Source organism: Methylobacterium ajmalii, from assembly GCF_016613415.1.
In the GTDB taxonomy this organism is placed as follows: Bacteria; Pseudomonadota; Alphaproteobacteria; order Rhizobiales; family Beijerinckiaceae; genus Methylobacterium; species Methylobacterium ajmalii.
In genome coordinates, this window is sequence record NZ_JACWCT010000175.1 from 1 (window position 1) to 14184 (window position 14184).

15 protein-coding genes and 1 pseudogene are annotated in these 14184 nt (G+C 70.8%); 8 read left to right on the forward strand and 8 right to left on the reverse strand.

Translation table 11 applies throughout. The annotated features are described in order from the left end of the window. A pseudogene (locus HPY23_RS30565) lies at positions 1–749 on the forward strand (hypothetical protein); the annotation flags it as partial. A gap of 38 nt (positions 750–787) precedes the next feature. Here the strand turns inward: HPY23_RS30565 and HPY23_RS30570 are convergent. The 4 genes from HPY23_RS30570 to HPY23_RS33720 all read right to left on the reverse strand — a co-directional run bounded on the left by HPY23_RS30570 (position 788) and on the right by HPY23_RS33720 (position 4638). Beyond that, positions 788–2686, reverse strand: a complete 1899-nt coding sequence (locus tag HPY23_RS30570) for an autotransporter domain-containing protein (protein WP_091890428.1) — start codon at positions 2684–2686, stop codon at positions 788–790. Positions 2687–2843: 157 nt separating this feature from the next. Next, complete coding sequence (locus HPY23_RS30575) at positions 2844–3596, reverse strand: arginyltransferase (protein WP_091890425.1); 753 nt, start codon at positions 3594–3596, stop codon at positions 2844–2846. Between the two features lie 163 nt (positions 3597–3759). Next, the gene (locus HPY23_RS30580) at positions 3760–4281 is read right to left on the reverse strand and encodes an RDD family protein (RefSeq protein WP_060849745.1); all 522 of its coding nucleotides are present in this window, start codon (positions 4279–4281) and stop codon (positions 3760–3762) included. A 234-nt stretch (positions 4282–4515) separates the two neighbouring features. After that, on the reverse strand, positions 4516–4638 hold the full coding sequence (locus HPY23_RS33720; RefSeq protein ID WP_268926682.1) for a hypothetical protein: 123 nt from the start codon (positions 4636–4638) through the stop codon (positions 4516–4518). On the opposite strand from HPY23_RS33720, the gene HPY23_RS30585 reads away from it, so the two are divergent. Both HPY23_RS30585 and HPY23_RS30590 read left to right on the forward strand, forming a co-directional pair. Beyond that, positions 4625–4909 carry a hypothetical protein gene (locus HPY23_RS30585; RefSeq protein ID WP_091890422.1) on the forward strand — a complete coding sequence of 95 codons (285 nt, stop codon included), beginning with the start codon at positions 4625–4627 and terminating at the stop codon, positions 4907–4909. The genes HPY23_RS33720 and HPY23_RS30585 overlap by 14 nt on opposite strands. A 133-nt stretch (positions 4910–5042) precedes the next feature. After that, positions 5043–5957 (forward strand): transporter, encoded by a 915-nt coding sequence (locus HPY23_RS30590; RefSeq protein WP_210344506.1) that lies wholly within the window; start codon positions 5043–5045, stop codon positions 5955–5957. A gap of 19 nt (positions 5958–5976) precedes the next feature. On the opposite strand, the gene HPY23_RS30595 is transcribed toward HPY23_RS30590, so the two are convergent. The 3 genes from HPY23_RS30595 to hemB are packed head-to-tail and all read right to left on the reverse strand — an operon-like array spanning position 5977 to position 8718. Next, positions 5977–7218 (reverse strand): threonine ammonia-lyase, encoded by a 1242-nt coding sequence (locus HPY23_RS30595; protein WP_060849747.1) that lies wholly within the window; start codon positions 7216–7218, stop codon positions 5977–5979. Between the two features lie 49 nt (positions 7219–7267). Beyond that, on the reverse strand, positions 7268–7642 hold the full coding sequence (locus HPY23_RS30600; protein WP_091890419.1) for a hypothetical protein: 375 nt from the start codon (positions 7640–7642) through the stop codon (positions 7268–7270). A gap of 26 nt (positions 7643–7668) precedes the next feature. After that, positions 7669–8718: a porphobilinogen synthase gene (hemB, locus tag HPY23_RS30605; RefSeq protein WP_060849748.1), complete on the reverse strand. Its 1050-nt coding sequence runs from the start codon at positions 8716–8718 to the stop codon at positions 7669–7671. A 271-nt stretch (positions 8719–8989) separates the two neighbouring features. Here hemB and HPY23_RS30610 point away from each other — a divergent pair, with 271 nt between their 5' ends. The 5 genes from HPY23_RS30610 (at position 8990) to fcl (ending at position 13513) form a co-directional block, all read left to right on the forward strand. Then, positions 8990–10042 carry an enoyl-CoA hydratase/isomerase family protein gene (locus HPY23_RS30610; RefSeq protein WP_091890416.1) on the forward strand — a complete coding sequence of 351 codons (1053 nt, stop codon included), beginning with the start codon at positions 8990–8992 and terminating at the stop codon, positions 10040–10042. A gap of 3 nt (positions 10043–10045) precedes the next feature. Beyond that, the gene (locus tag HPY23_RS30615; RefSeq protein ID WP_060849750.1) at positions 10046–10507 is read left to right on the forward strand and encodes a DUF6163 family protein; all 462 of its coding nucleotides are present in this window, start codon (positions 10046–10048) and stop codon (positions 10505–10507) included. Positions 10508–10680: 173 nt separating this feature from the next. Beyond that, entirely contained in the window at positions 10681–11196 is a 516-nt protein-coding gene (gene ldtR, locus HPY23_RS30620) for a transcriptional regulator LdtR (protein ID WP_060849751.1), read from the forward strand. 276 nt (positions 11197–11472) lie between these two features. Next, entirely contained in the window at positions 11473–12549 is a 1077-nt protein-coding gene (gene gmd, locus HPY23_RS30625; protein WP_060849752.1) for a GDP-mannose 4,6-dehydratase, read from the forward strand. After that, positions 12539–13513, forward strand: coding sequence for a GDP-L-fucose synthase (fcl, locus tag HPY23_RS30630; RefSeq protein ID WP_139235053.1), 975 nt, complete (start codon positions 12539–12541; stop codon positions 13511–13513). Before gmd ends, fcl begins: the two co-directional genes overlap by 11 nt. A gap of 55 nt (positions 13514–13568) precedes the next feature. On the opposite strand, the gene HPY23_RS30635 is transcribed toward fcl, so the two are convergent. After that, positions 13569–14021, reverse strand: coding sequence for a LysE family translocator (locus HPY23_RS30635; protein ID WP_289052632.1), 453 nt, complete (start codon positions 14019–14021; stop codon positions 13569–13571). Between the last annotated feature and the right edge of the window lie 163 nt (positions 14022–14184).

Consider the following 14184-nt stretch of genomic DNA (forward strand, 5'->3'; position numbering starts at 1 on the left):
TGTCGATCAGTCACATTAAGATCGGCGACATTCTGGTGGCGCAGGGTGATGGAGCCGGAGCCCTGGCGGCGTACCAAGCCGGGCTAGACATTGCCCGGAGCCTCGCTCGGCGCGATCCGGCCAACACGGAGTGGCAGCGCGACCTGTCGATCAGTCACAGTAAGATCGGCGACATTCTGGTGGCGCAGGGCGATGGAGCCGGAGCCCTGGCGGCGTACCAGGCTTCGCTCGCGCTCCGCACCGCTCGCGCTCAGCGCGATCCGGCCAACACTCAGTGGCAGCGCGATCTATCGGTCAGCCACAGTAAGATCGGCGACGTTCTGGTGGCGCAAGGTGATGGAGCCGGAGCCCTGGCGGCGTACCAAGCGGGACAGGACATTGCCCGGGGCCTCGCTCAGCGCGATCCGGCCAACACGGAGTTCCAGCGCGATCTGTCGGTCAGTCACAACAAGATCGGCGACGTTCTAGTGTCGCAGGGTGATGGAGCCGGAGCCCTGGCGGCGCACCAAGCGGGGCTGGACATTGCCCGGAGCCTCGCTCAGCGCGATCCGGCCAACACTCAGTGGCAGCGCGACCTCGTGGTTTCCAACGTCAACTTGTCGGAGGTCGTCAAGACAGGAAAACGCGCCTATCTCGAACGCGCCCTTCAGATCGTGCGCGACCTCTACGAAACCAACCGTCTCGCGCCAGTCGATGCCTGGATGCTGGACGACCTCACCCGCCGCCTCAACGACTTCCCAGACGAGTAGGTGACCGGTGGTGCGGACCGGTAGCAGCCCGCGCCACCTCAGAACCGCATCGTCAGCCCGCCATTCACCGCATACCCATCCCCACCCGTCCGGGCGAAGGTGGTGCCACCGGTGAGCGTCAGGCTCACGCCCGGCGTCACGTCGGCGGCAAGGCCCGCCTCGACGATGCCGTAGGTGCCCCGCGCCCCGCGGCCGAGCGGGGTGAGGATCGGCAGGAGCGGCGTCGAGGTGAAGGAGGTCGTCAGCGTCCGGCCGCCGTCCAGGAATTCGTGCTCGGCGGTCACGTTGACGAAGGCCCGCACCGGCAGGCCGACGAGGTGGAAGGGCGCGGCGCGGACCTGCACGCCGGCGCGGCCGACCAGCGACTCGAGACCCGTGGCGCCGACCGATTGCGTCAGCACCGGATCGCCCCGCTCGGTATAGGCGCCGACCCGGGTGGTGGCGTAGGTCAGGCCGACGATCGGACCGAGGCGGACGGGGCCGAAGGCGTCGAACAGGTATCCGGCCTTCGCCGCCACCGCGACGCTGTCGCCACCGGTGGCGCCGTTCAGCGGATCGACCACGCCGGGGCGGGTCACGGCATAGTCGTGGCGGCCGTAGGCCAGCACCGCGTCGGCGAAGAGGTTCGTTCCGGTGAACGAGCCGTAGGCGGCAAAGCCGTAGCTGTCGACGTCGATTGCGCCGGCGCCGCCCCGCAAGGACGCGTGCGGGTTGGCGTAGTTGAAGGCGAAGCCGAAGCGCACGCCCGGCATCGGCGTGGCCTCGAGGCCGATCGTGCCGCTCGGGCTGTCGTAATCGTAGCCGGTGGTGAAACCCCGGCTGGCGCGGCTGCCGCCGGCGTATCCGCCCTGGCCCCACACGATGAGCGGGCTCGCCGGGGTGCCGAGCGGGGCGACGCCGGTGGTGCCGAGGGCGCCGGTCGTCGCGCCGGGAGCCGGGGCGAAGAGCCGGTAGGCGTCGAGGCGCTGGAGCAGGGCGCCCGCGAAGCTGGTGGTGCCGATCTGGCCAAGCTCGGCCTGGGCGGCGATGCCGTTCGGCGCGGCGAGCGCGTTCGCCATGTAGCGCGACAGGACGAGGTAGCCGCCCTCGGTCAGGTGCACGCCGTCGAGGGAGAGAAACGTGTTCTGCACCGCCTTCGGGGCGCCGATGCAGGCGGCGACGAGGGCGCAAGGCGTGGTGGTGTTGGCGAACCCGTAGCGGCCCCGATCGGCGATGATGCGCTGGAAGATCTGGCCGTTGTCGAGGAGGAAGATCCGGGTGCCGGAGGCGGAATACGGCGCGAGGCCGGCCTGCAGCCCGTCGAAATAGGTGCGGGCGAAGAGGTCTGCCGCCGGGGCGTTGCCGGAGGCGGCGACCCGCGGCAGGCCGTTCAGGGTGGTGAAGCCGTTGAACACGATCGTCTGCGCGCCGGCGCCGACGAGCTGCCCGACGCTGCCGACGGCGTTCGCCGCCGAGATCCGGCCGAGCAGCGGCGCCTGGGCGGCGGTGAGCCCGGAGAGCGCCGCGCCGATGCCGTCGTTGCCGCCGATGTTGATGGCCACGAGGTCGCCGGCGCCGAGGCGCTGGCCGCGGGCCAGGAACGCTGCCACCTCCTGGGTCAGGCCGGGCAGCAGGGCCGAGCCGACATTGCCGGTGCCGGTCTGGGCGCCGCCGACGGCGTAGTTCGTCACCGCGGCATCCGGCAGGCCGTAGAGCGCCTGCAGCCCGTCGACGAAGTTGGCGCCGTTGGAGTAGCGGCCGTTCACGTAGGGAAAGCCGAGGGGACGGCCGGTGAGGCGCACGACGTTGCCGGTATCGGCGTAGCTGTCGCCGAACACGGTGAGCCCGGTCACGCCCTGCGCGCTCGCGCCCTCGACGCCCGCGAGCGCCGTGCCGGCTAGCCACGCGGCGATCAGACCTGTCCGGCGCAGGCGCAACCGCCCGAAATCCTTGCCCATCCGTCGTCTCCCCCGGGGCCTGCGGCGTCGTGGCACCGCTTCGGCACGAGGATGGGGCAGGGCCGGACGAGTTCGGTCAAGCTTCGTCCGGGCGGGTTACGAAGGCGAAAAAGAAAAGGCCCGGTCCTGTGGCCGGGCGGCGACAGGAATGGGCCGCTCAGGTCTCCTCGACCCGGGCCCATCCGTTCGGCATCAGCCGTTCCTGGGGGGTGAACTTGGCCTTGTACTGCATCTTGCGCGAGCCCTCGACCCAGTAGCCGAGATACAGGTACGGCAGGCCGAGGCTGCGGGCGCGCTCGATGTGGTCGAGGATCATGAAGGTGCCGAGGGAGCGGTCGGCCTCCGCGGGGTCGTAGAACGAGTAGACCATCGACAGCCCGTCGGAGAGCACGTCGGTGAGGCAGACCGCGACCGGCCCGCCGACGCCGCGGCCGTTGATGGCGGTGTCGGGGCCGCGCCTGCGGTAGACCACCAGGTGGGTGTCGACGTGGCTGTCCTCGATCATCATGGCGTAGTCGAGCACGGTCATGTCGACCATGCCGCCGTCGCCGTGGCGGGCGTCGAGGTAGCGGCGAAACAGCGCGTACTGCTCCGAGGCCGGGCGGTTGGGCTGGATCTGCCCGACGAGGTCGCGGCTGCGCCGCACCACCCGGCGCTGGCTGTCGCTCGGGCGGAAATCGTCCACCAGCACCCGCACCGAGATGCAGGCGCGGCAGGTCTCGCAGGCCGGCCGGTAGGCGATGGTCTGCGACCGCCGGAAGCCCCCCTGCGTCAGGATCTCGTTGAGGTCGCGGGCGCGCCGTCCGACGAGATGCGTGAAGACCTTCCGCTCCTGCTGCCCCGGCAGGTACGGGCAGGGCGAGGGCGCCGTGAGATAGAACTGCGGTGCGTCCCGCGGATGGCTGGTCACGCTTCGTCGTGCTCGCAGGCAAGGACCGGCGCCGACGCCGGGAGGGCCAGGATAGCACCGGCGCGGCCCGCCTCAACAGGCGGGTGGCGCGCCGGCGCCGATTCCCGGGATTTAAGCGCGGCAGGCCCCCGAAGGTTGCAGCCCGCGGGGCGCGGGTGCGGCCTCAGACGTCGCGCACCACCGCGAGGTCGATGACGAGGTCGTGGCCCATCCGCCGGTCGGCCCGCAGCACGCCGATGCCGATGTCGAGGAGCCAGAGCAGGAAGGTCGAGAGCGCGACGTAGAACAGCAGCGCATGGACCGCCGCGGTGATCCAGTCCACCGGCCCGCCGGTCGTCGCCCGCACCGCCCGCAGGCCGAGCATCCGCATGCCGAGCGTGCTCTGGCGCGGCCCGCCGACCGTGATGGCGCTGTAGAGGATGCCGCTCGCCGGCAGGATCGCGTAGAGCACCCAGGCGACCCCGAAGGTGATGACGCCGAGGAACGAGATCGCCAGCCACAGCAGGCAGCTGAAGCCGAAGATGAACACGATGTCGAGCAGGTAGGCCATGAAGCGCCGCGACAGCGAGCCGTGCGCCACCCGCACCGGGGGCCCGCCCCAGCCAGGCCCGGCCGGCGGATAGGCGCCCGGGTAGGGCCCGCCATACGGCGCCCCTTGCGGGTCCGTCTGCCAGGAATTCGCCATCGCACCCGTCTCCGTTCCATGCCCGGTGGATCATGCCCGACCGGTAAGGTGGGCGCGGCCCGGCCGCGTCTCAAGAGCGGCGGCGCACGGGTCGCGCCGGGATCCCGCGGCCGGCTCTCGCATCTGCGTCATCCCGCGCGACCGTCGCGCCGCGTCGTCCGGTGTGCCCTTGCGCACAATACCGTAGATATCGATGGATTAATTTGAGATTGTCTTGAGGTGTGATTGCACACATCAACAAATCTTCGTCGAATACAAGATCTCGATATCGCAAACGGTGGTCGTCGGCATCGGCAGGAAGTCCTGCTCGGTGAGTCGCCGCCCCACATCGAGGATCGCTCCGATGAAGACGCTCACGCTCTCGACCCTCGCCGCCGCGATGGCGGTCTCCCTCCTCGCCGGTGCGGCCCGGGCCGATGGCGGCGGCGACGGACGCATGGCGGCGGGCGGCGCCCACATGAGCAGCTACGTCCACCATCCCTACCACGATCCGCGCTCGTCGCACTCGCAGTTGCGCGGCACCGGGCAGCTCCTCGGCGCGCCGATGGTTGCCGAGCGCCCGAAGGCGGGGCCGGGGCTGCGGGATTCGGGCTTGCGGACCTGGGCGACGCAGCCGCCGCGCCGCTGAAGCGGCGGGCCCCGGTATCCGGCCGGGCCCTGCGGCCGCAAGGGAACTCCGGAAAAAGCGACGGGTCACAACGCATGCAAGAATGAAAAGCCCCCGTCGCTCGTTCATCGATAAAACAACGGGAGGACGATCCGTGGCAGCAGATCCCATCGGAAGGACGCGTCCGGGCGGCAAGGAACGGGGGCGCGCCGCGACGTACGGCGCGATCCTTGCGGCATCCTGCCTCGTCGCGGCGCCCGGGCCCGCCCGGGCCGGCTCCGCGGCGCAGCCCGGCCAGTCGCTCGGGTTGCCGGTCGGGGCGCAGATCCCGCACGGCGTGTACTGGATCACCACGACGAATTTCGGCGTCCGCGACACCGGCCCCGGGGTGACGCCGCTCAACGTCAACGCCACGACCCTGGCCTGGGCGACGCCCTGGGACATCCTCGGCGGCCGGCTGCAGCTCTTCGCCGCCGGCTCGTACTCGGCGGTCAGGCCGCAGGACGGCGACTGGCAGAGCGGCCTCGGCCAGACGCTGCTCGCCGCCCAGCTCGCCTGGGACCTCGGCAACGATTTCGGCTTCAGCTACCTGCTCGGCGGCTACCTGCCGAGCCAGACGGGCTTCGCGACCCAGACCTCGTCGCTGACGCATCGCTTCGCGCTGAGCTACGTCGGCAACGACTGGAACCTGACCGGCCACCTGTTCTACGGCCAGTTCCTCGATACCACGTCGAAGTCGGGCGTCGTCTATCCCGACTACATGAACCTCGACCTGACCGCGACGAAGAAGTTCGGCAAGTGGCAGGTCGGCGGCGTCGCCTTCGCGTCCACCGACCTGCCGACCGGCGTGGCCGGCGCCCGGCCGCAGGGGCAGATCGCGGTCGGCGGGCTGATCGGCTACAATTTCGGCCCGGTGAACCTTCAGGCCTACGTCACCCGCGACCTGATCGACCGCAACTACGGCGGCCGGGACACCCGGGCGTGGCTGCGGGCGGTGGTGCCGCTCTACCAGGACAAGCAGGAGGCGGCGCCCGGCCGCACCCTGGTGACGCGCGAGCAGTCGCGCTGAAGCCCCCCGCGGCGTCGGGTCAGCCGCCCGTCGCCGCATTCCCGAGCGGGCCGATCCGCCGCGGCTCCAGCCCCTCCTCGCGCAGGGTGTGGAGGATCTCGGCGGTATGGCCGGGGCCGCGGGTCTCGATGGTCACGTCGATCGAGACGCTTTTGGCCGGCACGTCGAGGTGCAGGCGTCCGTGCGAGACCTCCAGGATGTTGGCGCCGAGCTCGCCGAGCCGCCCCGCCACCTGGCCGAGCACGCCGGGCCGGTCGCTCGCGGTCATGCGGAACGAGATGATCCGGTCCGCGCGCTCCAGCTCGCGCACCATCACGGAGGCCAGCAGCCGCGCGTCGATGTTGCCGCCGCACAGCACCAGCCCGACGGTGCGGCCGGCGAACAGGTCGGGCCGGGCGAGCAGGGCCGCGAGGCCGGCGGCGCCCGCCCCCTCGGCGAGGCTGCGCTGGAGCGTGGCGTAGTCGTGCACCGCCCGCTCGATCTGCGGCTCGTCGACGAGGACGATCTCGCGCACGTGGTCGCGGATGATCGGCAGGGTCAGGCGGCCGACGGTCTTGACGGCGATGCCCTCGGCCAGCGTCGGGCCGCCGATCGGGCGGTCCTGCCCGTCGATGGCGTTGAGGAAGGAGGGGTAGAGCGCCGCCTCGACGCCGGTGAGCGCCACCCGCGGCCGCAGGCTCGCACCAACCGCGATGCCGCTCATCAGCCCGCCGCCGCCGATCGGCACCACCAGGCAATCGAGGTCGGGCGCGTCCTCCAGCATCTCCAGCGCGATGGTGCCCTGGCCGGCCATCACCAGGGGATCGTCGTAGGGATGGACCAGCACGAAGCCGTGCGCCTCGACGAGGCGGTCGACCGCGGCCGCCGATTCGACCAGGGTCTCGCCCTCCAGCACCACGGTGGCGCCGTGGGCCCGGGTATTCTCCACCTTCACCAGCGGCGTCGTCGCCGGCATCACGATGGTGGCCGGAATGCCGAGGCGCCGGGCGTGGTAGGCCACGGCCTGGGCGTGGTTGCCGGCCGACATCGCCACCACGCCGCGGCGGCGCTCGGACGCGGTCAGGGCGCTCAGGCGGTTGACCGCGCCGCGCTCCTTGAAGGCACCGGTCGCCTGCATGTTCTCGTGCTTGACCAGCACCCGCGCCCCGGTGAGCTCCGACAGGCGCGGCGCCGGCACCAGGGGCGTGCGCAGCACGTGGCCGCGGATGGTGTGGGCGGCCCGGACGACGTCGTCGGGGGTGATGGCGTAGGGCTGGCTCACGCGGGGGCTCTCCGGGGAAGCGGCACTGTAGGGCCGGCGGCGCCCCGCGTCAGCCCGGCCCCGGATCGGCGAGCGCGGCGTCCGGCGTGTCGAGGTAGTAGTGCTTGAGCAGGTAGAGCGCCGCGCCGCCAACCGGGCCGCGGTCGCTCGTCAGGCCCGAGAGGTCGGTGCGGCTTAATCCCGAGAACTCGCAGACCGCGTAGCGCGGCAGCGGGCTGCGGCCCTCGCGCTCCTGCGAGAAGTCGACCCGGATGCTGCGCTCCTGCGGGCCCGGCGCGGTACGCAGTACGGTGATGCGGGCGCCCGCCGGCACCAGGGTCGGCAGGGCCCGCCGGCAGGTCCGGGCCTGCTCGGCATCCGGGCTGCCGGCGCAGGCGGCGAGGCCCGCCAGCGCCGCGAGCGCCGCGAGCTTCGCCGCTGTCACCCGTGCCGCTGTCACTATCGCCGCTGTCACCCCTGCCGCAGCCGCTCGGCGACCCGCGGGGCGAAGTAGGTGAAGATGCCGTCGGCGCCGGCGCGCTTGAAGGCGGCCAGGCTCTCCATCATGGCGCGCTCGCCGTCGAGCCAGCCGTTCTGGGCGGCGGCGGCGATCATCGCGTACTCGCCCGACACCTGGTAGGCGAAGGTGGGCACGGAGAAGGTCTCCTTCACCCGGCGGATCACGTCGAGGTAGGGCATCCCGGGCTTGACCATCACCGAGTCGGCGCCCTCGTCGAGGTCGAGGGCGACCTCGCGCAGGGCCTCGTCGGTGTTGCCGGCATCCATCTGGTAGGTGCGCTTGTCGCCGACCAGCGTGGCGCTGGTGCCGATCGCGTCGCGGAACGGGCCGTAGAAGGCGCTGGCGTACTTCGCCGCGTAGGTCATGATCTGCACGTCGCGGAAACCCGCCCGGTCGAGCCCGGTCCGGATCGCGCCGACGCGGCCGTCCATCATGTCGGAGGGGGCGATCACGTCGGTGCCGGCCTCGGCCTGGATCAGGCTCTGCTCGACGAGGAGCGCCACCGTCTCGTCGTTGACGATCACCCCGTCCTCCAGGAGGCCGTCATGGCCGTGGCTGGTATAGGGGTCGAGGGCGACGTCGGTGATGACGCCGATCTCCGGCACCGCCCGCTTCACCGCCCGCACGGCGCGGCAGACGAGGTTGTTGCGGTTGAGCGCCTCGGAGCCGGTCGCGTCGCGCAGATGGGGCTCGACGAAGGGGAAGAACGAGATCGCGGGGATGCGCAGGGACGCGGCCTTCTCGGCCGCCCGCACCGCCTCGTCGACGGTCAGGCGCTCGACGCCCGGCATCGAGGCGACCGGATCGCGCCGGCCCTCCCCCTCGATCAGGAAGATCGGCCAGATCAGGTCGTCGACGGTCAGGGTCGTCTCGCGCACCAGGCGGCGCGACCATTCGGCCTTGCGGTTGCGCCGCGGGCGCTGGGTCAATCCCAGGGAGGCCGGCTCGGTCCGGGCAGCTTCTCGGGCGAGCGGCCGGGGCATCGGCTGGATCTGCGACATCCGGGGTCGGGCCTCCTCGCGGCCCGCTCCAGGTCGGGCCTGATCTTCGTCGAATTCGTCCAATCCGCAGGTAGCACGTTCCGGGCGGCGCCAGAACCCGGGCGCGGCCGCATGGCAGGGCCGCTGCCGCCCGGAAGGGCCGCTGCCGCCCGGAAGGGCCGCGGGCGCATGTTAGGGCCGCGGGCGCCCGGCAGGGGGCGGAGACGGGTCGCGGCGTTGACGCGACGGGCCCCGGGCGGTTAACCGCCCTTAACCGGGGGAGCGAGGCACCATGGGCGACGCGGGCGGGACGGCGGACAACACGGTGCTCGTCGAGCGGCGAGGGGCGGCGGGTTTCCTCACCCTCAACCGGCCGAAGGCGCTGAACGCGCTCACCCTCGAGATGGTGCGGGCCTTGCGCGCCGCCCTCGACGCCTGGGCGGCGGACCCTGAGGTGACCCGGGTGGTGATCCAGGGTGCCGGCGAGCGCGCCTTCTGCGCCGGCGGCGACATCCGCCGCATCCACGAGGAGGGGAGCGCCGGGCGCCATGCCGAGGCCGAGACCTTCTTTCGCGAGGAATACGAGCTCAACGCGCTGATCCAGCGCTACCCCAAGCCCTACGTCGCCTTGATCGACGGCATCGTGATGGGCGGCGGCGTCGGCGTGTCGCTGCACGGCTCGCACCGGGTCGCGGCGGAGCGCACCGCCTTCGCGATGCCCGAGACCGGGATCGGCTTCTTTCCCGATGTCGGCGCCACCTACGCGCTGCCGCGCCTGCCGGGCTTCGTCGGCACCTACCTGGCGCTCACCGGCGAGCGGATCGGCCAGGGCGACGTCGTCGCCTTCGGCCTCGCGACCCACGCCGCTCCGGCCTCGGCGTTTCCGGCGATCCGCGACGCGCTCGCCGAGGGCCGGCCGGTCGAGGCGGCGATCGGCACCCACGAGGCGCCGGCTCCCGGCCCGCTCCACGCCGAGCGGGCGCTCGTCGAGGCCTGCTTCTCGGCCGACGACGTGGCCGAGGTGCTCTCCCGCCTCGATGCCGCCGGGTCCGGGTTCGCGAAGAAGGCCGCCGCGACGATCCGCACCCGCTCGCCCACCAGCCTGCACCTGGCGCTGGCGCAGATGCGGCGCGGCGCCGCCCTGTCCTTCCCGGAGGCGATGCGGCTCGAGTACCGCATCCTGTGCCGGATCCTGCGAGGGCACGACTTCTACGAGGGCGTCCGCTCCGTCCTGATCGACCGCGACGGCAAGCCGGACTGGCAGCCCGCCACCCTGGAGGCCGTCACCGCCGAGGACATCGAGGCCCATCTCGCGCCGATGCCCGGCGAGCCGAGCTTCACCTAGGCCATGCGCTCCCTCAGCAAGGTCCGGGGTGGTCCCCGGCGGGCGGGTTCCGAGGACACGGCCGACCGCATCGAGCGCCGGGCGCCGCGGCCCGAGACGCGCTGGGACGTGGTCCTGGTCTGGCTGATGCGGGTCGTGGCGGCGGTCTGGATGGTCAAGGGCCTGAGTGCCTGGGCCGAGATTCTCGGCGCCCGCCCCAACGCCGCGCCGTTCGAGGCCGCGCCGATCGGCCGGCAGGCGGTGATCGTCTATTTCGGCGTCATCAACCTGCTGGCGGCGGTGGGCCTGTGGCTCGCCACCGCCTGGGGCGGGGTGGTCTGGCTGCTCGCCGCCACCTCGGCGATGGTGCTCGCGTTGCTGGCGCCGCAGCTCCTGCCGATGTCGCTCCCCAGCCTCGCCTTCGACGGCATGATCATCGTGGTCTACTTCGTCGTATCCTGGCTGGCGTCGCGCGAACTACGCTGATCCTCAACCTTTCTCGAAAGTGAATGATCAGGTTCATCTTCGGTTTACCGACAGAGGTAAATCGAGAATTTATCCTGTCGTTTAAACTCACATTCACGGGGTGCGCCTAATTTGAACCCATAAGCGGAGCGGGACACACCGCCGAGCACCCCCGTACAGAGTGAGGCGTTCCCATGAAGACCCAGGCGACGAAGGTGGCGCAGACGATCTCCGCTCCCGAGACCGAGACCGCGGTGCGTCCCCACTACCTCGAGGCCCTCCACCTGGTGGAGCGCCTGCACCGCCGCCTCCTCGACGTGATCAAGGACGAGTTCGAGCGCCGCGGCCGCGAGGACGTCAACAGCGTCCAGGCGCTGCTGCTCTACAACATCGGCGACAAGGAACTGACCGCGAGCGAGCTGCGCACCCGCGGCTATTACCTGGGCTCGAACGTCTCGTACAACGTCAAGAAGCTGGTCGAGACCGGCTACCTGCACCACGCCCGCTCGAAGACCGACCGGCGCTCGGTCCGCATCAGCCTGACCGACAAGGGCCGCGAGGTCCACGAGATCGTCCGCGGCCTCTACGACAAGCACGCCAAGACGATCCAGCCGATCGGCGGCATCTCCGAGGACGATTTCGGCCGCCTCAACGTGGCGCTCGCCCGGCTGGAGCGCTTCTGGACCGACCAGATCCGCTACCGCCTCTGATCGGACCGAACGACGATCGATCCCGGGAGCCGCGCAAGGCCCCGGGATGGAACGAGGTTCCGGGCGGGATCCCGCCGCCGGGAGGAGCATCGACGGTGGCCGCGCAGCCGGCCCGCGCCACGGGACACCGCGCTTTTCGCGCACGATCTTTGCCGATCGTTGACCCTGGCGGTGGACCAGAACGTCGCGCACATCGGCGAAGCGGGTTCCGTCTTGATTGAAAAATATTTTTAAAATATAATTTATTAAATACCTAAGTAATTTTACGGAAAAACGATGACGACAGAGAATTCACGGAAGGTCGCGCTCATCACGGGCGTGACGGGGCAGGACGGCGCCTACCTGTCGGAGCTGCTGCTGCGCAAGGGCTATGTCGTCCACGGCATCAAGCGCCGGTCGTCGTCGTTCAATACGGGGCGCATCGAGCACCTGTATCAGGACCCGCACGTCGTCGACCAGCGGTTCGTGCTGCATTACGGCGACATGACCGATTCCACGAACCTGATCCGGGTCATCCAGCAGGTCCAGCCGCACGAGATCTACAATCTCGCGGCGCAGAGCCACGTCCAGGTCAGCTTCGAGACGCCGGAATACACCGCCAATGCCGACGGTATCGGGACGTTGCGGATCCTGGAGGCGATCCGCATCCTCGGCCTGACCCAGCATACCCGCTTCTACCAGGCCTCGACCTCCGAGCTCTACGGGCTCGTCCAGCAGGTCCCGCAGAGCGAGACGACGCCGTTCTACCCGCGCAGCCCCTACGCGGCGGCCAAGCTCTACGCCTACTGGATCACGGTGAACTACCGCGAGGCCTACGGGATGCACGCCTCGAACGGCATCCTGTTCAACCACGAGAGCCCGCTGCGCGGCGAGACCTTCGTCACCCGCAAGATCACCCGGGCGGTCGCGGCGATCCGGCACGGGCAGCAGGACACCCTCTATCTCGGCAACCTCGACGCCCGCCGCGACTGGGGCCATGCCCGCGAATACGCCCGCGGCATGTGGCTGATGCTGCAGCAGGACCAGCCCGACGACTACGTGCTGGCGACCGGCGAGACGACCCTGGTGCGCGACTTCGTGACCGCCGCCTTCGCGGAGGCCGGGATCGGGCTCGAATGGGCGGGCAGGGGGGTCGAGGAGACCGCGCGCTGCACCCGCACCGGCCGGGTCCTGGTCGAGGTCGACCCGCGCTACTTCCGGCCGACCGAGGTCGACCTGCTGATCGGCGACCCGACCAAGGCGCGCGAGAAGCTCGGCTGGGTCCACGAGACCAAGTGGCAGGACCTCTGCGCCGAGATGGTGCGCCATGACCTCGCGACCGTCGCCCGGGAGCAGCCGCGCCATGCCGAGTGAAACCACGCCGAGTGAGATCCTCTACCCTCTCGCCGGCAAGCGCGTCTGGGTCGCCGGGCACCGGGGCATGGTCGGGAGCGCGGTGGTGCGGCGCCTGGCGGGCGAGGGCTGCGAGGTCCTGACCGCCGACCGCCGCACGGTCGACCTCACGCGCCAGGCCGAGACCGAGGCCTGGATGGCGGCGGCCCGCCCCGACGCCGTGGTGCTGGCAGCCGCCCGCGTCGGCGGGATCCTGGCCAACGCCACCTACCCGGCCGATTTCCTGTACGACAACCTGATGATCGAGGCGAACGTCGTCGAGGCGGCCCGCCGCACCGGCGTCGAGAAGCTGCTCTTCCTCGGCTCGAGCTGCATCTACCCGAAATTCGCGCCCCAGCCGATCGCCGAGGATGCCCTGCTGACCGGGCCGCTCGAGCCCACGAACGAGTGGTACGCGGTCGCCAAGATCGCCGGGATCAAGCTCGCCGAGGCCTATCGCCGCCAGCACGGCTGCGACTTCATCTCGGCGATGCCGACCAACCTCTACGGCCCGGAGGACAATTTCGACCTCGCCGGCAGCCACGTCCTGCCGGCCCTGATCCGCAAGGCGCACGAGGCCAAGCGGCGCGGCGACGACGAACTGGTGATCTGGGGCACCGGCACGCCCCGGCGCGAGTTCCTGCACGTCGACGACTGCGCCGACGCCCTGGTGTTCCTGCTCCAGCGCTACACGGGCGAGGCGCACGTCAATGTCGGCTCGGGCACCGACATCGCGATCTACGACCTCGCCGAGATGGTGGCGGAGGTCGTGGGCTTTCGCGGGCGGATCGCCCGGGACACGAGCAAGCCGGACGGCACGCCCCGCAAGCTGATGAGCGCCGAGCGGCTCCGGGCGATGGGATGGAGCCCGCGCATCCCGCTCCCCAAGGGGATCCGCGCGGTCTACGACTGGTTCCTGCAGAACTGGACGGAGACGCGCGCCTGAGCGCCCGCGCGGCCGGCCCGACCTCGTGTCGGGCCGGCTGCCGCATTCGGCGGGGTCACCGCTCCTGCAGGGCCAGCCGGATGCCGAGCCCGAGATAGATCGCGCCGACGACCCGGCCCTGCCAGCGGCCGATGCGACGGTGGCGCGCGAGCCAGCCGGCGACCTGCCCGGCCGCGAGCGCCAGGAGCGTCGTGTAGACCACGCTCATGCCGACGAAGACGAGCCCGAGAACGACGAGCTGCGCCGGGACGGAGCCCTGCCCGGGACGGACGAATTGCGGCAGGAACGCGAGGAAGAACAAAGCCGTCTTGGGGTTGAGCACCTCGGCCAGCACCGCCTGCCGGAAGGCGAGGCGGGGATCGACCCGTCGGGCGGGGCCGAGGGACAGCTCGCCGCCGCGTTCGGCCAGCGCGCGCAGGCCGAGAACGATCAGGTAGGCGGCCCCGGCATACTTCACGAGGCTGAAGGCGAGCGCCGAGGTCATCAGCACCGCGGACAGGCCGACCACGGCCATCGCCGTGAGATCACTGGATTCCTCCTTCGAGGCTCACTGCGTTCGCACCTCAGGATGAGGTGGAGGGTAGGATAGAAAATCCGGTTCTTCGTCATTCGGGGTTGATAGGGGCTCACAGTAGCCCCGCCTCCAAATCGGCCTCCAGGGTTGATAGCGG

Excerpts from the sequence above, each read along its gene's own strand:
- HPY23_RS30570 (WP_091890428.1), bottom strand. The coding sequence starts at position 2,686 with ATGGGCAAGGATTTCGGGCGGTTGCGCCTGCGCCGGACAGGTCTGATC.
- HPY23_RS30580 (WP_060849745.1), bottom strand. The coding sequence starts at position 4,281 with ATGGCGAATTCCTGGCAGACGGACCCGCAAGGGGCGCCGTATGGCGGG.
- HPY23_RS30585 (WP_091890422.1), top strand. The coding sequence starts at position 4,625 with ATGAAGACGCTCACGCTCTCGACCCTCGCCGCCGCGATGGCGGTCTCC.
- hemB (WP_060849748.1), bottom strand. The coding sequence starts at position 8,718 with ATGTCGCAGATCCAGCCGATGCCCCGGCCGCTCGCCCGAGAAGCTGCC.
- HPY23_RS30610 (WP_091890416.1), top strand. The coding sequence starts at position 8,990 with ATGGGCGACGCGGGCGGGACGGCGGACAACACGGTGCTCGTCGAGCGG.
- HPY23_RS30615 (WP_060849750.1), top strand. The coding sequence starts at position 10,046 with ATGCGCTCCCTCAGCAAGGTCCGGGGTGGTCCCCGGCGGGCGGGTTCC.
- ldtR (WP_060849751.1), top strand. The coding sequence starts at position 10,681 with ATGAAGACCCAGGCGACGAAGGTGGCGCAGACGATCTCCGCTCCCGAG.
- gmd (WP_060849752.1), top strand. The coding sequence starts at position 11,473 with ATGACGACAGAGAATTCACGGAAGGTCGCGCTCATCACGGGCGTGACG.
- fcl (WP_139235053.1), top strand. The coding sequence starts at position 12,539 with ATGCCGAGTGAAACCACGCCGAGTGAGATCCTCTACCCTCTCGCCGGC.